This window comes from Streptomyces capitiformicae (assembly GCF_002214185.1).
GTDB lineage: Bacteria > Actinomycetota > Actinomycetes > Streptomycetales > Streptomycetaceae > Streptomyces > Streptomyces capitiformicae.
In genome coordinates this window covers 3,547,995-3,568,030 of sequence record NZ_CP022161.1, presented here as the reverse complement: position 1 = coordinate 3,568,030, position 20,036 = coordinate 3,547,995, and the positions used below count along the sequence as shown (strand labels likewise).

17 protein-coding genes are annotated in these 20,036 nt (G+C 70.0%); 7 read left to right on the top strand and 10 right to left on the bottom strand.

Going from position 1 to position 20,036, the window contains the following annotated elements:
- Positions 1–42: 42 nt before the first annotated feature.
- On the bottom strand, positions 43–2,055 hold the full coding sequence (locus CES90_RS15820) for an RICIN domain-containing protein (RefSeq protein WP_229913788.1): 2,013 nt from the start codon (positions 2,053–2,055) through the stop codon (positions 43–45).
- Between the two features lie 348 nt (positions 2,056–2,403).
- Here CES90_RS15820 and pdxR point away from each other — a divergent pair, with 348 nt between their 5' ends.
- Complete coding sequence (gene pdxR / locus CES90_RS15815; RefSeq protein ID WP_189782832.1) at positions 2,404–3,828, top strand: MocR-like pyridoxine biosynthesis transcription factor PdxR; 1,425 nt, start codon at positions 2,404–2,406, stop codon at positions 3,826–3,828.
- Positions 3,829–3,831: 3 nt separating this feature from the next.
- On the opposite strand, the gene CES90_RS51245 is transcribed toward pdxR, so the two are convergent.
- A complete protein-coding gene (locus tag CES90_RS51245; protein ID WP_268257019.1) occupies positions 3,832–3,954 on the bottom strand; it encodes a hypothetical protein in 123 nt (40 codons plus the stop codon).
- A 72-nt stretch (positions 3,955–4,026) separates the two neighbouring features.
- On the opposite strand from CES90_RS51245, the gene CES90_RS15810 reads away from it, so the two are divergent.
- The 4 genes from CES90_RS15810 to CES90_RS15795 all read left to right on the top strand — a co-directional run bounded on the left by CES90_RS15810 (position 4,027) and on the right by CES90_RS15795 (position 6,228).
- Positions 4,027–4,287, top strand: a complete 261-nt coding sequence (locus CES90_RS15810) for a hypothetical protein (protein ID WP_189782833.1) — start codon at positions 4,027–4,029, stop codon at positions 4,285–4,287.
- 372 nt (positions 4,288–4,659) lie between these two features.
- Positions 4,660–5,550 carry a helix-turn-helix domain-containing protein gene (locus CES90_RS15805; protein WP_229913789.1) on the top strand — a complete coding sequence of 297 codons (891 nt, stop codon included), beginning with the start codon at positions 4,660–4,662 and terminating at the stop codon, positions 5,548–5,550.
- Between the two features lie 76 nt (positions 5,551–5,626).
- Positions 5,627–5,974 (top strand): hypothetical protein, encoded by a 348-nt coding sequence (locus tag CES90_RS15800; protein ID WP_189782835.1) that lies wholly within the window; start codon positions 5,627–5,629, stop codon positions 5,972–5,974.
- Positions 5,971–6,228 (top strand): cupredoxin domain-containing protein, encoded by a 258-nt coding sequence (locus CES90_RS15795; protein WP_189782836.1) that lies wholly within the window; start codon positions 5,971–5,973, stop codon positions 6,226–6,228. The genes CES90_RS15800 and CES90_RS15795 overlap by 4 nt, the downstream gene beginning before the upstream one ends.
- 409 nt (positions 6,229–6,637) lie before the next feature.
- On the opposite strand, the gene CES90_RS15790 is transcribed toward CES90_RS15795, so the two are convergent.
- The 3 genes from CES90_RS15790 to CES90_RS15780 form a co-directional block, all read right to left on the bottom strand.
- Entirely contained in the window at positions 6,638–7,513 is an 876-nt protein-coding gene (locus tag CES90_RS15790; protein WP_189782837.1) for an LLM class flavin-dependent oxidoreductase, read from the bottom strand.
- Between the two features lie 136 nt (positions 7,514–7,649).
- The gene (locus tag CES90_RS15785; protein ID WP_189782838.1) at positions 7,650–9,923 is read right to left on the bottom strand and encodes an MMPL family transporter; all 2,274 of its coding nucleotides are present in this window, start codon (positions 9,921–9,923) and stop codon (positions 7,650–7,652) included.
- A 187-nt stretch (positions 9,924–10,110) separates the two neighbouring features.
- On the bottom strand, positions 10,111–10,716 hold the full coding sequence (locus tag CES90_RS15780; protein ID WP_189782839.1) for a TetR/AcrR family transcriptional regulator: 606 nt from the start codon (positions 10,714–10,716) through the stop codon (positions 10,111–10,113).
- A 285-nt stretch (positions 10,717–11,001) separates the two neighbouring features.
- Between CES90_RS15780 and CES90_RS15775 the strand changes: the two genes are divergently transcribed.
- On the top strand, positions 11,002–14,421 hold the full coding sequence (locus CES90_RS15775) for a S41 family peptidase (RefSeq protein ID WP_189782840.1): 3,420 nt from the start codon (positions 11,002–11,004) through the stop codon (positions 14,419–14,421).
- Between the two features lie 169 nt (positions 14,422–14,590).
- Here the strand turns inward: CES90_RS15775 and CES90_RS15770 are convergent, their stop codons facing one another.
- The 4 genes from CES90_RS15770 to CES90_RS15755 all read right to left on the bottom strand — a co-directional run bounded on the left by CES90_RS15770 (position 14,591) and on the right by CES90_RS15755 (position 18,361).
- Positions 14,591–14,830 carry a hypothetical protein gene (locus tag CES90_RS15770; protein ID WP_189782841.1) on the bottom strand — a complete coding sequence of 80 codons (240 nt, stop codon included), beginning with the start codon at positions 14,828–14,830 and terminating at the stop codon, positions 14,591–14,593.
- A 77-nt stretch (positions 14,831–14,907) separates the two neighbouring features.
- A complete protein-coding gene (locus CES90_RS15765) occupies positions 14,908–15,840 on the bottom strand; it encodes an SDR family oxidoreductase (RefSeq protein WP_189782842.1) in 933 nt (310 codons plus the stop codon).
- Positions 15,837–16,784: an alpha/beta fold hydrolase gene (locus CES90_RS15760; RefSeq protein ID WP_189782843.1), complete on the bottom strand. Its 948-nt coding sequence runs from the start codon at positions 16,782–16,784 to the stop codon at positions 15,837–15,839. Before CES90_RS15760 ends, CES90_RS15765 begins: the two co-directional genes overlap by 4 nt.
- Complete coding sequence (locus CES90_RS15755) at positions 16,781–18,361, bottom strand: flavin-containing monooxygenase (protein ID WP_189782844.1); 1,581 nt, start codon at positions 18,359–18,361, stop codon at positions 16,781–16,783. Before CES90_RS15755 ends, CES90_RS15760 begins: the two co-directional genes overlap by 4 nt.
- Positions 18,362–18,524: 163 nt before the next feature.
- On the opposite strand from CES90_RS15755, the gene CES90_RS15750 reads away from it, so the two are divergent.
- The gene (locus tag CES90_RS15750) at positions 18,525–19,184 is read left to right on the top strand and encodes a MerR family transcriptional regulator (RefSeq protein WP_189782845.1); all 660 of its coding nucleotides are present in this window, start codon (positions 18,525–18,527) and stop codon (positions 19,182–19,184) included.
- Here CES90_RS15750 and CES90_RS15745 read toward each other — a convergent pair.
- Entirely contained in the window at positions 19,172–19,966 is a 795-nt protein-coding gene (locus CES90_RS15745; RefSeq protein WP_189782916.1) for an exodeoxyribonuclease III, read from the bottom strand. The genes CES90_RS15750 and CES90_RS15745 overlap by 13 nt on opposite strands.
- Positions 19,967–20,036: the final 70 nt, after the last annotated feature.

Here is a 20,036-nt window from a genome sequence, read left to right as displayed (position 1 = left end):
TGCGGCCCCATCCAAGAGCTGGGGCCGCATTCACGCCTCCGCCTACCTGAGCGCTGTACCGCCCGAGTTGTGATACGCGATCGTCTTGCGGATCAGGTTTCCGCCGTCGGTCTCGGGCGTCGTCTGCTCCGTCCACCCCGCCCCGAACAGCAGGCCGGCGATGTGGGCGTCCGCCACCTGGTCCATGTGGGCGAAGAACCAGTCCACCTTGTCGTCCTTGAAATGGCCGGGCGTGTTGTTCTGCGCCATATTGCCCACGGGGATCTGCCACAGGACCACCGGCTTGCCCACGGACTCGGCCATCGTCTTCCAGAACTTCAGGTGGGCGGCGGCCTTCTGGTCGTTCCAGAAAGTGTCACGGCTGCCGTGGGCCGGCAGTGCGTACCAGCCCGCGTCGCGGTCGGACACATCGGTGACCAGGAAGTCGGCGTTCCGTGCCCCGAGGTCCGCGTAGTCCTTGACGCACTTCTGGATGTTGTGTTCCCAGTCGAAGCAGGAAAGGTGCAGCCCCACGGCGGCGTTCGGCGCGTACTTGTGCGCCATGTCAACCAGGCAGCGGGCGAGTCCGGCGGCGCTGTTCTCGTGCGATCCGCAATCCGTCGGATTGGCGCCCGAGACCTGCGCGGGAACCTGGTGCAGATTGCCGAGCGACCGGGCGAAGCCCCAGAAGTCGGGCTCAAGGTCGATCATGTCGTGCGACTTGCCGATCTTCTGGAGGAAGAAACGGTAGTCCTTCAGGTACCGGGTGAGCAGGTCGCGTCTGTTGATGGCCTTGACCTCGCCCGGGCCGTCGCCCTCGCCTGCCGCGTCCCCGAGGTCGCGCAGTGAGTACCAGGTCCACAGATACTTCTGCGGACGCGGCTTGCCCTGGTACGTCGCCTTGGCCGCCTGGGCGTCCCCCCAGGTCACCTGATGGCCGGGCGCCGTGGTGCTGCCGCCCCAGCAGCCCCACCAGTTCGACCACTCATCCTTGCAACGCGATGCCGTATAGGCGGCATCCGAGGGCGCGGGCTGGCTGTGTATATAGGCGTATCGCGCGTCGAACGGCGCGGCGTTCGCCGAGGCCTCAGTCATCGAGCCGCCGATGAACACCTTGTTGCTGCCCATGAAACGGGTCATCGAGCTGCCGTTGGTGGCGGTCGGAGACGCCGACGTCGACGCCGGGCTCGGAGCCTGGCTCGCCGGAGTGCTGGCGCTGGGCGTGGGCGTGGTGCCGGAGTTCCCGGGGTTCTTGGTGCCGCCGACGCTACCGGCCGCGACGAGCTTCCACTGCTGGTTGGCGCGGCCCCGGTCGCGGTTCTGGACGATGTCGCCCCCGTTGGCCTTGGTGGCGTTCTGGACACCCACAGCCATGCCACTGAAGCGATTGACCAAACGCACGTAGCCGTCCGACGACTTGGCCAGTTTGAACTGCTGGTTGGTGGCGTTCAGGTCTTTCCACTGCACGATGGCTGAGCCGGCCTTCTTCGACCAGCCGAAATCGTCCAGGACCTTGCCGGAGTTCTGGTTCTGCAGCCGGTAGTACCCGTCACCCGATTTGATGAAGCGCCACCGCTGGTTGGTCCCGCCGGTGCGCGCCCACTGCACCACCGCCGCGCCATCGTTCTTGGCGAAGGCGCGGTCGTCCAGCACCTTGCCGCTGTTGCGGTTGACCAGCACGTACCACTTCTTCAGATCCAGGGGCGTTTCCGCCGATGCCTGGTTGACCACGACAGCGGAGCCGGCCACAACGACCGTGCCGATGGCCGCCCAGAAACCCCGACGCGCGAGCAACCGACGGCCCCGATGCTTCGGGCGACCATCGCGGGCGTGGCCGCCGGCGCGGGACGCCACCGATGACGCGGGTGGGCCAGCGGCATGTCCGTGCTCTCGTTCAAGGGGCATGTCTGTGCTCTCTTTCAGCCGTTGCGTCTTACCGGACCACCCGGCCGGACAACACTGAGTGGTCCGAGAGGCCGAAAAGGTTGCCGCGAAGATCCACAGGTTTTTCTCCGCCGGTAGCGGGGCCATGCTCGCGCCGGCCAGCAGTCTGATCATGCGGCGGCGGGCGAACATGGGGATGCTTTCCGAACGTTCCCGTCATGGTGTGCGCGTGATGCTGTGAGCGATTCCTGTGCGCTTGACAGGTATCCACCACGGGTGCCTTGTCAGACGGTCACGGGTGCCCGGGGCTGCTGTCCGGGGCTCGTCCGGTACGACCGGCGCGTCCGGCAGCGCCGACAGGGCATCGGCCTTGCCGAGCCATTCGTCGAACACACCACGGAAAAGCTGGTGGTGGTCCCGGGTCGACAGTGAACGCCGCACGGTAGCCATGACATCCCCTTCTCAGGTCTTGTCGCTCGCAGTTCAGGTCCTACCGAACCGAAGCTACTGAGGATTGGCCCGCTGCTACTGTCCAATTCCATGCGGGAATCACAGACCAATCCACCGACCAATCTGTCGGGAGATCTCCTGCTCCACCTGGACGACCGACCCGGCGGAGGACCGCTGCACGAGCGGGTGAAGCGGGCGCTGCGCAGGGCGATCAGGGAGGGTCGTATCGAGGTCGGCACCGCCCTGCCCCCCAGCCGCCAACTCGCCGCCGAACTCGGCTGTTCACGCTGGGCGGTGACCGAGGCGTACAGCCAGCTCGTGGCGGAGGGATACCTGGAGGCCCGGACGGGCTCCGCGACCCGCGTGCGCTGGTCGAACACTCCCGAGGCCGACGCCCGACGCCGTGCGACACACTCCGCCCCCGAGGCCCGCTTCGACCTCGCGCCGGGCCTGCCGGACCTGCGGGCGTTTCCCCGCCGCCGCTGGGCGGACGCCGTCCGCGCGCAGGTGACGACGGCGGCGTTCACGGAGTTCGACTACCCGCCGCCCGGCGGTCACGTCCGCCTCAGACGCCTGCTGGTCGAGTACCTGGCCCGCTCCCGGGACGTCTCCGTCACCGCACAGGACATCACGATGTGTACGAGCGTGACGGACGGAGTACGACGCGTCTGCCACGCCCTGCGCGCCCAGGGCATCACGGAGGTCGGATGCGAGGAGCCCGGCTGGACACGCCTGCGCGATGTCATCCGCGCCGCGGGCCTGACCCCGGTCCCCATCCGCACGGACGAAGGCGGCCTGCGCACCGACGACCTGGCCGGACACGTCGGCCTACGGGCCGTACTGACCACCCCGGCGCACCAGTTCCCCCTCGGCACGGTCCTGGTCCCCGAGCGACGCGCCGCCCTGCTGCACTGGGCCCGCCAGGTGGACGGCGTCGTACTGGAAGACGACTACGACGCGGAGTTCCGTTACGACCGCCGCCCGGTCGCGGCGATCCAGGGCATGGACCCGTCCCGGGTCATCCTCTTCAAATCGCTCAGCAAGATCCTCTCCCCCGCCCTCGGCATCGGCTGGATCGTCGCCCCACCTCGCTGGACCAACCACCTCCACGAAACCGACCAGGCGGCGACCCAGCCGTCGACGATCGACCAACTGGCCTTCGCCACGCTGCTGGAATCCGGCGGGTACGACCGCCACCTGCGGGCCTGCCGCCAGCGTTACCGCAACCGCCGCGACACCCTGGTCCAGGCCCTGGCCGCCGAGCTGGGCGATGGCATGATCTCCGGCATCGCAGCCGGCCTCCACCTCATCCTCCGCCTGCCCCCGACGGTGAACCCCGCGGCCGTGGTCACCGCGGCAGCCACCCGCTCGGTACGCGTAGCCGACCTCGCGGCCTATCACGCCACCGACGACCACACCGATCACGGCCTGGTCCTCGGCTACGGCAACTTGGCCGACGGCATGGTGAGTGAGGCGGTACGGCAGCTCTGCGAGGCGATCAAGGAGAGTCGATAGCGGTCACGACGCGGCCAACAGCATCACGATCAGAAACAGCACGGCAGGCGCACCGAGCATCGTGGCCAGGTGGGCGAGCAGAGTCCGGCCCATACGCAGCACCGAGAACAGCACCGGCCCGCCCACGAGCCAGTAACCGTAGAACTGACATCCCAGGGCCTGGGCACCGCACCGGCCGCCGACACGTGGAGGAACCTCGTGACCGACCTCTCCTTCTTCACGTCACCTCTCTCCCAGGAAATCCGGGCCGAGGGCCGGGCCGAGGGCATCGTCAAGACGAAGATCAAGGACATCCTGATGCTCCTCGACGGCCGTGGCGTCCCCGTATCCGACACCGACCGCCACCGCATCACATCCTGCGACGACCTCGACACCCTCGACCGCTGGTTCGCCCGCGCCATCACCGCCACCTCGATCTCCGAGGTACTCGACGCCGACCAGCCCGACACCGAGCGCTGACCACACTCGAAGCCCGAACAACCGGGTCGCGGAAAGTCCCGACCCGGTGATCCGCGACCCGGCCGGTCACGCGCCTAAAAGCTTTTAAATCCCGGGGGAAATCCACCCGACCAAACCCCACCAGCCTCCCCGCAGGCCGCCGTCACTCCATGGAGTGACATATGCCAACTCGGCTGGATTTCCGACGTGTTCGTCGCCCTATGCTCACCCGGCAGGCAACACACAACCGCACACATGCTTCGGCCCCCGGCCGGGACTAGCGATCCCGATCGAGGGCCTGGCCACCTAGGAAGCAGCCCTTCCCTGATGGATGCCCAGCAGCCTAGCGCGCCCCCGTGCGCGCCGCCGCCGAATCCGCGCGGCATCACCCACATGAGGTCCCGGCCCACCTCGCACTACACGGTCGTCGGCAACCACCTCGCCCAGCACGGCCAATTGAGCCTGGTCGCGATCGGTCTCGCCGTTCACATCCAGTCCGTGAAGAGCGGCACCGTCGTCACGATCAAGACGCTCGCCGACCGCTTCCCCGAGGGCGAGACCCGCATCGCCTCCGCGCTGCGCGAACTGGAACACCACGGCTACCTCTCCCGCACACGAGAACGCCTCCCCAACGGCCGCGTGATCACCCAGGCGGTGTCGTACGACGTACCTCGCCACGCCGCCAAAGCCCTCCCCGACCCCCGAACGGCCCCTCGCCCGAGGCGAAGCCCCACCGTCCCCGAAAGCGGGGCCTCAGTCCCCAAACCGCCATCACCCCCGGAACCCCCACCGGCCCCGGTGCGCCCCCGGGCACCCGAACCCAATCAACCCCCCGCACCCCCCAAGCCACCCCGCGCGCCCCTCCCCGAACCCGAGGTCCACGACCTGAAGGCCCACCGGCGGGCCACCACCCTCCTCGCTTCCCTCCACGGCGACGACCCCCGCCTCCTGCTCGCGGAACGCGACGTTCGCCGACTCGCCCCGGCCGTCGCCGCCTGGTTCGAACGCGGCGCCGCCCCCGAATCCGTACGCAACATCCTGACCGCGAACCTCCCCACCGAGCCTCTCCACCACCCGGCCGCCTTCCTCACCCACCGCCTCACAGCCCTCCTGCCGGCCCCGACCCCCCAGAGCCCACCACCATCCGTGGCGTCATCGCCGGCAGCGGCCCGCCCCCACCGCGCCTTCCAGACATCGTGCGAGGGCTGCGACCGCGCATTCCGGACACCCCAACCCGGTGGCCGCTGCCGCGACTGCCGGACCGATCTTCAGGGAGCCGCCTGACATGAGCGCAGACCATCGGTACCGAGCGCGGCCGCCTAGGACGGATACCCTGCCCAGGGCACCCCTGGAGGACATCATGCGCACACGGTCCGGCCACGGAGACGAGCTGATCCCCCGCCCCGAACAGACCCCTGACGCCCTGCGCGCGGCTCTCGCCGTCGTCGCTCCCGATCGCCTGGCGGAAATGCAGGCGGAGAAGGACGAAGCATTCGCCAAGGCTGTGGAGTGGCAGTCCCTGAGCCCTGTGCGGAGCTGGGTTCTGATCTGGGCCAGGGAGATCGAAATCGCCCGCCGCCCCGATCTGTCCGCCCGCTACGGCAACGCGAAGAGCAACCTTGAACACGAGGACCCGGTCATCGCCCGGGATGCCCTACGGGCGCTGAGTGCCGTACTGGACGAAGCCATGAAGGCAGTCCGCGGGTGAGCTGGAAGTGGGAGTACGCCTTCGGCGCGGAGGAAGCCGCGCGCACCGCTCCCGCTGAGTTCCTGGCGCAGGTGAAAAGAAAGGCAGACGAACTGGTCAGAGCAGCCGAAGCCCTCCACATCCATGGCCGAACTCATGAGGGGATCGACCCGGAGGGTGGCGACGTCATCGTCCCCGGCGGCATGTTCACGTACCAGGTCGTCGTGCGCAGCGAACGCGTCTACGTCGTCCAGATCACCTGTCTGGCATTCTGAGTTGGGGGACATGAGCACCGCGTCGAGCGTTCGCCGTACTGCGCATAACGGCAAAGGCACCGTCCTCACCGGCATCTGACCTACTCCTTGACCTCGCCGCCCCCGCCTGATCGGCTACGGCCATGCCGCCCACAGACCCGAACGAGTACGAAAAGGCCGTGCCCCTGATCAGGGCGCATCTGGCGAAGCTGGAGCGGGCGGTCGATCGGACGCGGGCCTTGTACAGCGGGCAGCCGTACGACGTCGTACGTCCGGCTCTCGTCGAGGCGCTGGGGGAGGAGGATGTCCAGAACGCCGACCCCCAGGTCGTCGACGAACTCGCCCGACAGATCTCCGAGGGACGGCAGGAGCCCAAAGCAACCTCACCCGCACCCTCCAGACCGCCCAAGCCCATCGACCCCCCACCCTCTCAAGCCACCAACCCCCGAACCTCCTCCCCCGCAAACCGCACGAACCCCTCAGGATCCGGCTCGTCCCCCGTCGGCTGAAGGATCACCGTGTCCGCGCCGGCCTCGGCCAACCGCTGTACGGCCTTGGCGACAGCCCCGGCATCGCCGGCGACGCCGAGATCCGGGACGGAGTCGAGCCCCTCGGCAACCAACTCGGCGCGCAGCCGGGTCGCGGCGTCCGGGCCGGTGGCTGTGAGGAGGTAGACGACCACCTCGTGCGGGTCGGTGCGGCCGGCCGACTCCCGGCCCTCGTCGATCAGTTGACGTGCCTTGCGCACACCATCCGGCGAAGTCCCCGCGTGCAGGATCGTGCCGTCCGCCGCCTCCCCTGACAGGCGCAACGTACGCGGACCGGTGGCACCGGCGAGTACCGGTACGGCAGCCTCCGGGCGCCAGTCCAAGGCGACGTCGTCGAGCTTGACGTACCGGCCGTCGACCGTGAGCCGCTCGCCGCGCAGCAGGGCACGTAGCGCCGCCAGATGTTCGCGGAGCAGGGTCAGCGGGGACTCGACCCGCGCGCCCACCTGGCCCATCCAGTCCTGCACGCCATGCCCGACGCCGACGATGGCGCGGCCGCCCGGGAACATGCGGTGGAGGGTGGCCACCTCCATCGCGGTGATGGCGACGTTGCGGAGCGGGACCGGCAGGAGGCCTACGCCGATCCGTACCCGTTCGGTCCAGGCGAGGGCGGCGGCCGCCGTCGAGAGGCCGCCTTCTCTGAAGCAGTCCTCCCACAGCCAGAGTTCTTCCAGGCCCGACTCGTCCGCGAGGCGGGCGACCTCGCGCAGGCGCTCGGGGGGCAGTTGGGGGCGGAACACGGCACCGAGTCCAGTCATGGGGACTTCCTATCCGGCGGATGGGCGGGGCATACACGCCCGCCGGGCGGGAAGTCCCTCACTTCACGCAGAAGGCCGGTGAGGGCTCCCGTCCCCACGGGCCCTCACCGGCCGGTCCTACCCGGAAACGGTCGCGTCAGGCACGTACCAGCTCCTTGTCCTCACCCGCTTCGTCCGCCTTCTCGGGCTTGTCGTCCTGCGTGCGCAGGCCCTCGCCCTCGACGTCGACGTTCGGCAGGGCGCGGTCCAGCCACTTCGGCAGCCACCAGGCCTTGTCGCCGAGGAGGGCGAGTACGGCGGGGACGATGGCCATGCGGACCACGAACGCGTCGAAGAAGACGGCGATCGCGAGGCCGAAGCCGATCATCTTCACCATCGACTCGCTGGAGGTGATGAAGCCCGCGAAGACCGCCATCATGATGATCGCCGCGGCCGTCACGACTCGGGCGCCGTGCCTGAAGCCGGTCACGACGGCCTGGGTGGGCTTCTCCCCGTGGACGTACGCCTCGCGCATGCGGGTGACGAGGAAGACCTCGTAGTCCATCGCCAGGCCGAACACGACGCCCACCAGGAAGATCGGCATCACCGACATGATCGGGCCGGTCTCCTCGACGCCGATCAGGCCGGACAGCCATCCCCACTGGAAGACCGCGACGACGGCGCCCAGCGCGGCGAGCACGCTCAGCAGGAAGCCGAGGGCCGCCTTCAGGGGGACCAGGATCGAGCGGAAGACCAGGATGAGGAGGAGGAAGGCGAGGCCGACGACGAGACCCAGGTACGGGATCAACGCGTCGTTCATCTTCTGCGAGAAGTCGATGTTCATCGCCGTGGTGCCGGTGACCAGCACCTCGGCGTCCGTGTCGGCCTTGATGTCGGTGCCGGCGTCACGGATGGAGTGGACCAGGTCCTCGGTCTGCGTCGAGGAGGGCTTGGAGTCCGGGATGACGGTGATGATGAACGTGTCCCCGGCCTTGTTGGGCGTCGCCGGGGTCACCGTCACGACGTCCTTCAGACCCTTGATCTCGTCGCCCACCTTGGTGGCGGCCGCCTGCGGGTCGGCGCTGGCGTCGGCGTCGACCACGACCATCAAGGGGCCGTTGAAGCCGGGGCCGAAGCCCTCCGACAGGAGGTCGTAGGCGCGGCGCTGCGTGGTGGACGTGGGCTGCGAGCCGTCGTCGGGCAGGCCCAGTTCCAGCGAGGTGGCCGGGACGGCGACGGCGCCGAGGCCGACGACGCCGAGGAGCAGTACGGCGACGGGGCGACGGACGACGAAGCTCGCCCAGCGCGTGCCCATGTTGGGCTTGGCCTGCTGCTCCCGCTGCTTCTGGCCCTGCTGCCCCTGGCTCTCCGGGGCCGTCGCCTTCCCGCGTCCGCCGCGCCCGAACCGCTTGCTCTTCGCACCCGTCGGCTGGACCTTCTTGCCCGCGTAGCCGAGCAGGGCCGGGATCATGGTCAGGGCGATCAGGACGGCGATGACGACCGTGCCCGCCGCCGCGACGCCCATCTTGGTCAGCATCGGGACACCGACGACCGAGAGGCCGGCCAGGGCGATCACGACCGTCAGGCCGGCGAAGACCACCGCGGAGCCCGCTGTGCCGGTGGCCCGTCCGACCGCCTCCTCGCGGTCGCGGCCCTCGGCCAGTTCGGCCCGGTAGCGGGAGACGATGAAGAGGGCGTAGTCGATGCCGACCGCGAGGCCGAGCATCGCCGCCAGCGTGGACGTGGTGGAGCCCAGATCCAGGGCGTTGGCGAGGGCGGTGATGGTGGCGACGCCGATGCCCACGCCGATGATCGCCGTCAGCAGCGGCAGTCCGGCCGCGACCAGCGAGCCCAGGGTGATCACGAGGACGACCGCGGCGATGGCGATACCGATGATCTCGCCGACCCCGGCCTCCGCCGCCGCCTGGAGCGCGTCACCGCCGGCGTCGACGGTCAGTCCGTCGTCCCGCGCGTGCTGCACGGCCTCCTCCAGGGCCTCCCGCGACGACTCCTTCAGCTCCATGCCGGGGACGTCGTAACTCACCTGCAGGTAGGCGACCGTGCCGTCCTGGGAGACGGCCCGCGTCTGGTACGGGTCGGTGACGGAGGCGACCTCGGAGCCGGTGCCCAGCTCCTTGACAGTCTCCTCGACCGTCGCCTTGTTGGCGGCGTCGGTCATCTTCTCGCCCTCGGGGGCCTTGAAGACGACCCGGGCGGTGCCGCCGTCGGCGCCCCTGCCGGGGAAGCGCTCGTCCAGCAGGTCGAAGGCCTTCTGCGCCTCGGTGCCGGGGATGGAGAAGGAGGTCGAGCCCGCAGAGGGCGCGGTGGCGGCGCCGACGCCCGCGAGCGTCAGCAGCGCCACCCAGAGGAGGGCGACGAAGTGTCGTCGCCGGAAGGCGAGACGGCCCAGTTTGTAGAGGAATGTGGCCACGGGGCGTACTCCCGTTCAGGTCGTGGACGTGCAGGAGGGCAGGACGGATCAGCCCATGCCGAAGGCGGGGATGGGAAAGAGAGGCAGGGGTGATCAGCCCGACGACGATGGGGGTCCCCCGGCCCGAGCGGAGCCGAGGGCTGGGGGAGGTGGCGTCAGGTGCGGGTACTTGCCAACTGCGGGGAAATTACGGGGTGGTGGACACGCCGAGGGCAGGGAGGACCACGGCGTCCAGGTACGAACGGAGGAAGCTCTGCGTCGGCGGCTGATCGTCGATCATGCCCCGTGCGACGAAGGCGCCGACGAACATGTGCAGCACATACTCGACGGCGGGGTTGTCCTGACGGACCTCACCCCGGTCGACGGCGCGCTGCACCACTCGGCGGATCTCCATCATCTCCGGCTCGATGATCAGCTCACGGAAGGCCTTCAACAGGTCGGGATTGCTGTGGACCGCCATGGCCAGACCCCGCATCAGCGCGTTGTTCTGTTCCATGGCGGAGTCATCGGTACTACTCACCAGGGTGTGCAGATCACCCCGCAGGGATCCGGTGTCGACGTCGGCGATGTTGGTGTGCGGCTTGTTGCTCCGCATCGCCTTCGCCACCAGCTCGGCCTTGCCGCCCCACTGGCGGTAGAGCGTGGCCTTGCTGGACCGGGTGCGTGCGGCCACGGCGTCCATGGTCAGGGCGTCGTAGCCGACCTCCCGGAGCAGGTCGAGGACGGCCGCGTAGAGCTCGGCCTCACGCTCGGGCGTAAGTCGACTGCGGCGCACCGTCGCGGTCTCAGTCATCCCACTCCCCTTACTCCGGCTGCACGTTCGAGACGACAAGGCTACCGGCCGCGCACACCATGGCACGGGCCGAACAACCCCGCTTACGAACGAAACGGTTTCGTACACTTACGAAGATACCCCGAGACCCAGGAAAACGAAACCGTTTCGTACGAGCCCTGGATCACGAGCCCTGGATCACGAGCCCTGGATCACGAGCCCTGGATCACGAGCCCTGGATCACGAGCCCTTGGTCATCCGTTCGCACAAGTTGCCGCGTCCCCCCACCCGGAAAAGCATGGGGAGGTGAGCGACTCCTACGAGCACGAGAGCGGCCTGGACGCCCCCGGCTACCTCCGCTTCCCCCACCTCAGCGGCGACCTCCTCTGCTTCGTCGCCGAGGACGACCTCTGGCTGACCCGGCTCGACGGCTCGGACCGGGCCTGGCGGCTCACCGTCGACCGTACGAAGGTCACCACCCCGCGCTTCTCGCCCGACGGCCGGCACATCGCGTACACGAGCTGGCGCAGCATCGTCCCGGAGATCCATCTGGCCCCGGTGGACGGCGGCCGCCCCGCCCGCCGGCTCACCCACTGGGGCAGCCCCGACACGGCGGTCCGCGGTTGGACCCCGCCCGACGAGCAGGGCCACTCGGACATCCTGGCCGTCGCCTCCCACGGCGAGCCCTTCTCGCACTTCACCTGGGCGTACAAGGTCCGCCCTGACGGCGACCCCGGCCGCAAGCTCCCCTGGGGCCCGGTCTCCGACATCCAGGTCGCCGAGATCGACGGTGAGCGCAGGACCCTGCTCCTCACGGGCACCCCACCCCACGAACCGGCCTCCTGGAAGCGCTACCGGGGTGGCGCCATGGGCCGCCTCTGGCTGCACGGCGAGCGGCTGCTGGACGACCTCGGCGGCCACCTCCACTCCCCCATGTTCGTGGGCGGCCGGATCGCCTTCCTCTCCGACCACGAGGGCGTCGGCAACCTCTACTCCTGCGCGTACGACGGCTCCGACCTGCGCCGCCACACCGACCACGACGCCTTCTACGCCCGGCATGCGGCGAGCGACGGCACGCGGGTGGTGTACCAGTGCGCGGGCGACCTGTGGATCGTGGACGACCCCTCCCCGGCCTCGCTCCCCCGCCGACTCGATGTACGGCTCGGCGGGTCGCGCACCGGCCGACGGCCGTACCAGGTGCCGGCCGCGCAGCACGTCGACGGCATCTCGGTCGACGACACGGGCCGGGCGAGCGCGGTCGTCGTACGCGGCAGCCTGTACTGGCTGACCCACCGCGACGGCCCCGCCCGGACCCTCACCGACACCCCCGGCGTACGCGTCCGGCTGCCCGAGATGCTCGGCTCCGGCGGTCAGGTGGCGTACGTGACGGACGCGGAGGGCGAGGACGCGATCGAGATCGCCCACCTCCCCCGGGCCACCGGCGCCCGCCCACCCCGCCGCCTCGCCTCCGGCCTGCTGGGCCGCGTACTGGAAATGGTCACGGACCCGCAGGGCGAACGCCTCGCCATCGCCTCGAACGACGGCCGCCTGCTCCTCGTCGACGTGCCGCAGGAGCCGAGCGAAGAAGCGGGCGAAGAAGCGGGTGAAGAAGCGCGCGAAGAAGCGGGCGAAGAACCGAGAGAAGAAGCGCGCGAAGAAGCGGGCGAAGAACCCGACGAAACACCGAAGGAAGAAGCGGTCCAGGAAACGGGCCCCGAAGTCACCGAACTCATCACCTCCGTCAACGGCCCCGTCCGCGACCTGGCCTTCTCCCCGGACGGCGCCTGGCTGACCTGGTCGCACCCGGGCATCGGCCGCACGCTCCGCCAGATCAAGATGGCGCGGATAAAGGACCGTTACATCGTCGACGTCACCAACGGCCGCTTCGAGGACGAGAACCCGGTGTTCACCAGCGACGGCCGCTACCTCGCCTTCCTCTCCTGGCGCGGCTTCGACCCGGTCTACGACGTCCACACGGGCGACCTCTCCTTCCCGCTCGGCTGCCGCCCCTACCTCGCCCCGCTCTCCTCGGCCACCCCCTCCCCCTTCGCCCTGAACCCGGACGGCCGCCCGGTGGCCGGGGGCATGGACCCGACGGAGGAGGAGGACACCGGCGGCGCGGTGACGGTCGAGATCGAGGGTCTGGAGAACCGGGTCACCCCCTTCCCGGTCACCGCCTCCAAGTACTCGGCGCTGCATCCGGTCGCGGGCGGCGGTCTGGTCTGGCTGCGCTGGCCGATCTCCGGCGCGCTGGGCGAGACCTTCGCCAACCCGGACGACCTGACAGGCCGCCCGACCCTCGAATACTTCAACATCACCAAGGCGAAGAGGTCCGAACTCGTCGACCACCTCGACTGGTTCGCGGTCAGCGGAGACGGCTCACGCCTCGTGGTCGTCGACGAGGGCGACCTGCGAGCCGTCCCCTCCACCGAGTCCGGGGACGGCGATACGACCGTCTGGATCGACCTGCGCCGCATCTTCCACGAGGTCGACCCGGCGGCGGAGTGGCGCCAGTCGTACGCCGAGGCCGGCCGCCTGATCCGCGCGTACTTCTGGGACCCGGGCATGAGCGGCATCGACTGGGACGGCGTCCTCGACCAGTACCGCCCGCTGGTGGAACGGGTGTCGTCCCCCGACGAGTTCGCGGATCTGCTCCGCGAGGTCCTCGGCGAACTGGGCACCTCCCACGCGTACGTCTCCCCCGCCCGCCGCAACGAGGGCCCGCCCCACTACCAGCGCCGCCAGGGCCTGCTGGGCGCCAACTTCGTCCACAGGGACGAGGGGTGGATGATCCGCCGCGTCCTCCCCGGCGACTCCTCCGACTCCAAGGCCCGCTCACCGCTGGCCGGCACGGGAATCAGGGAGGGCGCGGTACTCACCCATGTCGACGGCCGCCCGGTGGACCCGACGACGGGGCCGTATCCGCTCCTCGCGGGCGCGGGCGGTCTGACGGTGGAGCTGACGTTCGAACCCCCGGCGGGCGAAGGCGGTTCCCGTCGTGTCGCCGTCGTCCCCCTCCTCGACGAACGGCCTCTGCGCTACCAGGACTGGGTGGTCAAACGCCGCGAAGTCGTCCGCGAACTGAGCGGCGGCCACTGCGGCTACCTCCACATCCCCGACATGGGCGGCTCGGGCTGGGCCCAGTTCAACCGCGACCTGCGCATGGAGGTGTCCCGCCCCGCCCTGATCGTCGACGTACGCGGCAACGCGGGCGGACACATCAGCGAACTGGTCGTGGAGAAACTCACCCGCACGATCCTCGGCTGGGACCTCACCCGCAACGCCCAGCCGGTGTCCTACGCCTCCAGGGCCCCCCGAGGCCCCGTGGTCGCCCTGACCGACGAGGCGACGTCGTCGGACGGCGACATGATCACGGCAGCCTTCAAACTCCTCGAGCTCGGCCCGGTGGTGGGCCTGCGCACCTGGGGCGGAGTGGTCGGCATGACCGGCCGCCACCAACTCGGCGACGGCACCGTCATCACGGTCCCCATGAACGCCGCCTGGTTCGACGCCTACGGCTGGTCCGTCGAGAACCAGGGCGTAACCCCCGACCTGGAGATCGACCGCACCCCCCTGGACTGGGCAGAAGGCCGCCACCCCCAACTCCAAGCAGCGGTGACCCTGGCAATGAACCTCCTGGCCACCACGCCGGCGGCCACACCCCCCGACTACACAAACGTCCCCACCCGCACCCGCCCCACCCTCCCACCCCGGACCCCGGCGTAAGGGGCGCGGGGAACTGCGCGACAAGCCACAACGAACCCGCACCCGCCGAACAACGAATCCCCCCGAACCATCAGGCGGCCAAGAGCTCAACAAAAGAGTGGGGCACCCTCACAACCAAGGGCACCCCACTCCACACCAGCCAGCGCAGCGCTACCGCGGCGAAGCCGACCTAGATGTCGTAGTCCTGCTGCAACCGCTCCTCGGCCTCACGCTGCTCCCGCTCACGCTCGGTCTCCGGCTGCCGCCGCTGCCCACCCTGCTGCCCGCCCTGGCGCTCGCGCCGCTCCCGCTCCGCCTGGGAACGCCCACGCGACTCCTCGGGCGACTGCCCGGCCTGCCCGGCCTTCCGCTTCGCCTGCTGCTGCCGAAGCTGCTCGGCCTTGTCCTGGAACTGGTCCTTCATGCCCATGTGGTTTCACTCCCGTATTGGGTGAGGGGATCGGGCCTCCACCAGACAAACACGGGCCAACTACGCACGCATGTCGATCACTCACGCTCAGTCACATCCACAGGCACAGCGACATCGACATCGACATCGACAGCGCCCCTTCGCTCCCGCTCATCCGCAGCCCCACCGGCCCCCACAAGCCCTCTACGCACCCCACTCAACCGCCCCTCGACGCGCCGCACTTCCCGCGGAGCGAACGTCCCGATGATCCCCGGCAGATACCCCCGCACGCCCTGCATCCCCCGCAGCCACCACTGCCCGTACACATGCCCGGCCCGCCGCTCGATCCCGGCGACGATCCGGTCGACGGCCGGCCCCAGTGGATACGTCTTCCCCGCGGGCCCGGGCAACCGCTGCCGCAACACCCGCATCCCGTCGTCCTGATCGGCCCCGCGCACCATGTCCGTGTCGGTCCAGGACAGATACCCGACCCCGACCGCGACCCCCTTGTGCCCGACCTCGGCCCGCAGGCAGTGCGCGTACGCCTCGACACCCGACTTGGACGCGCAGTACGCGGTCATCATCGGCGCCGGAGTGATCGCGGCGAGGGAGGCGATCTGCAACAAGTACCCCCGGCTCTCGATCAGCGCCGGCAGGAACACCCTCCCGGTCACCGCGGACCCGACGAGGTTGACCTCGATCACCCGCCGCCAGGCGTCCGGATCGGAGTCCACGAGCGGACCACCGATCGCCACACCGGCGTTGGCGACGACGATGTCGACCCGCCCGAAGCGCTCCTTGACCTCCTCGGCGACCCGGGCCATGGCCTCGTGGTCGGTGACGTCGGCGTGCCAGTACGCGCTCTCGCCGTACAACCGCTCCGACACCCGCTTGAGTTCGTCCGGCTCCAGCCCGACGAGCGCGACCTTCACCCCCCGCACGGAGAGCTTCCGGGCCAGGAGTTCCCCGACACCCCGCGCGGCCCCGGTGACGACCGCGACCCGCCCCTCCAGCACATTGCCCCTGCTCATGCCCCCGCCTCCTCCAACTCGTCCCGCAACTCGTCCCGCTGCGTCCGTACGTACTCCGCCGCGAGCCCGCGTATCCGCGCGGTGACCACGTCCGGCGCCTCCACCGGCGCCATGTGCCCGACACCCGTCAGCTCGGTCACCCCCACACAGTCCGGCAGCGCGGCGGCCAGCGCCCGCGCGTGCACGGGCGGCGTCATCCGGTCCGCCGTGCCGACGACGACGGCCGTGGGCACCGTCAACTCCCGCACACCGTGGTCGAGATCGAGCGAGTCGAGGACGTGCGACCAGGCGTACCGCACCCGCGTGGGACAGGCGTGCACGATCCGCGCGCACGCCTCGACCATCACCGGAGCCGAACCGGGGCCCATGGTCGCGTACTTGAGGATCCGCCGGGCGACCGGCGTGACCGGCCCGAGCGGCGCCCGCGACCCGAGGATCTTCCGGGTGAGCCAGGTGCGTACCCGACCGGGCCGCCCGGGTACGACGAGCGCCTCGGCGACCAGACGCGAACTGCCCGTGCTGCACAGCAGTACCGCCGCCGCGTGCTCCCGGAAGCCGGCCCGCGCCGAGGCCGCCATCAGCGTCATCCCGCCCATGGAGTGCCCGGCCAGCACCGCCTTCTCGCCCGGCGCGAGCGTCGCCGCGAGCACCGCCTCCAGGTCGTCGGCGAGGGCGTCCGTGGTACAGGCGGCGGAGGCGGGACTGCGTCCGTGGCCGCGCTGGTCGTAGGCGATGACCCGGTGGTCGACGGCGAGGTCCCGTATCTGCGCCGCCCAGTAAGCGGTCGAACAGGTCCAGCCGTGCACCAACACCACAGTGGGTGAACCCTCGGGCCCATGCACCTCGACGTGCAGCCGGGCCCCGTCGGCTGACACGGCCGTCAACTCCCGTACAGGGACGGGCGGGGCGTACGGGCCACGCTTCACGTGCATCAGTCGGGTCACGCTCCGGCCTCCACCTTGTCGGTCGTACGGGACTTGACAGCGGCCGGAGCACTCGGTGGCCGCAGCACACGGTACTCACTCAGATCGACCCGCCGTGTGGCGCCGCGGAACTCCGACGTCGTCCCCGGCCAGATGGTCGTGTTGCGGCCGTGCGCGTCGAGGTACCAGCTGGTGCAGCCGCCGGTGTTCCAGACCGTGCGCTTCATCCGCTCCTGGACCCGGTGGTTCCAGGCGCGTACGGCCTCGGGGCGGGCGTCGAGCGCGACGCGGCCACCGAGGACGTCCAACTGCCGTACGAAGTCGGCCATGTAATTCAGCTGGGACTCGATGATCAGGATCATGCTGGAGTTCCCGAGGCCGGTGTTGGGCCCGATGATCGTCATCCAGTTCGGGAAGCCGGCGGCGGAGGCCCCGCGCAGCGACTTCATGCCGCTGTCCGTCCAGGCCTGCGCGAGCGTCCTGCCCTCGGCGCCCACGACCCGGTCGGCGATGGGCAGGTCGGTGACATGGAAGCCGGTGCCGAAGACGATCGCGTCGACCTCCGCGGTGCTCCCGTCGGCGGCGACGAGCGTGGAGCCGTCGACCCCGGCCAGTCCCGAGGCGACCACGTCGACGTTCGGCCTGGTGAGCGCCGGGTAGTACGTGTTCGACAGCAGGATCCGCTTGCAGCCGATGCGGTAGTCGGGCGTGAGCCTGGCCCGCAGCGCCGGGTCCTCGACGGCCCGGGCCATGTGCCGCTTGGCCAGCCCTTCCAACAGGCCCAGTTCGTTCGGGTGCTTGGTGAAGGCCTGGACCTGCAACTCCCGGATGCCCCACAGCAGTCCGCGCCGGGCCTTCGCGGTGACGGGCAGCCGCCGGTGCAGCCACCGCTCGACGCCGCTGATGTCCCGGTCGACTCGGGGCAGCACCCACGGCGGGGTCCGCTGGAAGAGGGTCAGCCGGCCGACCTCGGGCTGGATCGCCGGCACGATCTGGATCGCCGACGCCCCCGTCCCGATCATCGCGACCCGCTTGCCGCGCAGGTCGTAGCCGTGGTCCCAGCGGGCGGAGTGGAACACCTTGCCGGGGAAGGAGTCGAGCCCCGGCAGCTCGGCCGGGATCCTCGGGTCGGAGAGCGGCCCGGTGGCGGAGACGACGAAGTCGGCGCGGAGCCGCCCGCCGCTGGTCTCGATCTCCCAGCACAGCCGCTCCCCGTCCCAGGTCATCCGCTGGACCTCGGAGTTGAGCCGGATGTGCGGCCGGAGCCGGAAGGCGTCCGCCACCTGCTCCAGATACGCCCGGATGTGCGCCTGCCCGGAGAAGGTGCGCGGCCAGTCGGGGTTGGGCGCGAACGAGAACGAGTAGAGATGGGACGGCACGTCACAGGCACACCCCGGGTACTCGTTGTCCCGCCAGGTGCCGCCGACGGAACCGGCCCGCTCCAGGACAACGAAGTCGGTGATGCCTTCGCGCCGCAGCCGTACGGCCGCTCCGAGCCCGCCGAAACCGGACCCGATCACCGCCACCCGTACGTGCTCGCGTTCGGGTACGCCCTCAGGCCCCTGCACATCCTCAGGCTCCTGCTCGCGTCCGGTCATCCCGGCACCTCCACGCCTCGTCGCGTCATTCGGTCGTACCACGGTCACGCCTCATGTCCACGCCAGTAATCACTGGCGCAGTGGGAGCGTAGGGCAGGGCCGTACCGATGGGTAGGGGTCGGGGGAGACTGAAGTTACCGGCGGTACAACATAGGCTTCCGCCGTGGCAGAAGACGGCGAGCGACGCGAGTACCGCATGGAGGAGCTGGCCAGGGAGGCCGGCATCACCGTACGCACCCTGCGCTTCTACCGGGAGCGCAAACTGATCCCGCCGCCCCGCCGCGAGGGCCGTATCGCCTGGTACGACGGCACACACCTGGCCCGCCTCCGTACGATCGCGGCCCTCCTCGAACGCGGCCACACCCTCAGCGGCATCGCCGAGCTGGCCGAGGCCTTCGACCACGGCCGCAACGTGGGCGAGCTGCTGGGCCTCGGCGCCCCCACCGAGGAGACCCCGGTCCGCCTCACCCCCGAGGCACTCGCCGACCACTTCGGCGGCCAGGCGACCTCGGAGAACCTCGCCGCCGCCCTCGACCTCGGCTACGTCGCCACCGACGGCGCCGACATCATCCACATCAGCCGCCGCCTGCTGGACGCCTCGGCCGCCCTGGTCCGCGCGGGCATCCCCCTCGCCGACGTCCTGGCGGCCGGCCGCCACGTACGCGAACACGCCGACGCCCTGGCGGAGTTGTTCACCGATCTGATCCTCGCCCGGGGCGAACGCACGACGGAGGACCTGCGGCGGTTGCGTCCGCTCGCGAAGAGCGTGGCGGAGGCGGAGCTGTCGATGGCCCTGGACCGCCGCCTGGGTCAGTGGTCGTAGACGACGGTCACCGGCGCATGGTCCGACCACCGCTCCGCGTGCGTGGCCGCCCGCTCCACAAACCCTTTGACCGCCTTGCCGGCCAGCCCGGCCGTGGCGACCTGGTAGTCGATGCGCCATCCGCTGTCGTTGTCGAAGGCCCGTCCGCGGTAGGACCACCAGGTGTAGGGCCCCTCGACGTCGGGATGCAGGGCGCGCATGACATCGACGTACGCCCCGTCCGCCGCGTCGAAGACCTGTCCCAGCCACTCCCGCTCCTCCGGCAGGAACCCGGAGTTCTTGACGTTCCCCCGCCAGTTCTTGAGGTCGGCCTCGCGGTGGGCGATGTTCCAGTCGCCGCACACGACGACCTCACGCCCGTCGGCGGCGGCGCGCTCCCGCAGCCCCTTGAGATAGGCGAGGAACTCCCCCATGAACCGGACCTTCTCGTCCTGCCGCTCGGTCCCGACCTCGCCGGAGGGCAGATAGAGGCTGGCCACGGTCACCCCGGGCAGATCGACCTCGACGTACCGTCCACTGCCGTCGAACTCGGCCGATCCGAAACCGACCTGGATCCGGTCGGGTTCGCGGCGGCTGTACAGCGAGACGCCCGCGCGCCCCTTGGCGACGGCCGGAGCGTGCACGACATGCCACCCGTCGGGCTGCCGCACCTCCTCGGGCAGCTGCTGCGGTTCGGCCCGCACCTCCTGCAGGCAGATCACGTCCGCGGGGGTCTCGGCGAGCCACTCCACGAAGCCCTTTTTCGCGGCGGCACGCAGCCCGTTCACATTCACCGTGGTCACTGTCAGCACCAGGGCACGATACCGGCACCTTGGACGCACCTTGGACAGTGTCCAGATTCCGACGAAGATC

Coding starts and splice junctions, on each gene's coding strand:
- pdxR (WP_189782832.1), top strand. CDS start 2,404: ATGCGGGAATCACAGACCAATCCACCGACCAATCTGTCGGGAGATCTC.
- CES90_RS15780 (WP_189782839.1), bottom strand. CDS start 10,716: ATGACTGAGACCGCGACGGTGCGCCGCAGTCGACTTACGCCCGAGCGT.
- CES90_RS15770 (WP_189782841.1), bottom strand. CDS start 14,830: ATGGGCATGAAGGACCAGTTCCAGGACAAGGCCGAGCAGCTTCGGCAG.
- CES90_RS15820 (WP_229913788.1), bottom strand. CDS start 2,055: ATGTTCGCCCGCCGCCGCATGATCAGACTGCTGGCCGGCGCGAGCATG.
- CES90_RS15790 (WP_189782837.1), bottom strand. CDS start 7,513: ATGACTGGACTCGGTGCCGTGTTCCGCCCCCAACTGCCCCCCGAGCGC.
- CES90_RS15765 (WP_189782842.1), bottom strand. CDS start 15,840: ATGAGCAGGGGCAATGTGCTGGAGGGGCGGGTCGCGGTCGTCACCGGG.
- CES90_RS15805 (WP_229913789.1), top strand. CDS start 4,660: ATGAGGTCCCGGCCCACCTCGCACTACACGGTCGTCGGCAACCACCTC.
- CES90_RS15755 (WP_189782844.1), bottom strand. CDS start 18,361: ATGACCGGACGCGAGCAGGAGCCTGAGGATGTGCAGGGGCCTGAGGGC.
- CES90_RS15800 (WP_189782835.1), top strand. CDS start 5,627: ATGCGCACACGGTCCGGCCACGGAGACGAGCTGATCCCCCGCCCCGAA.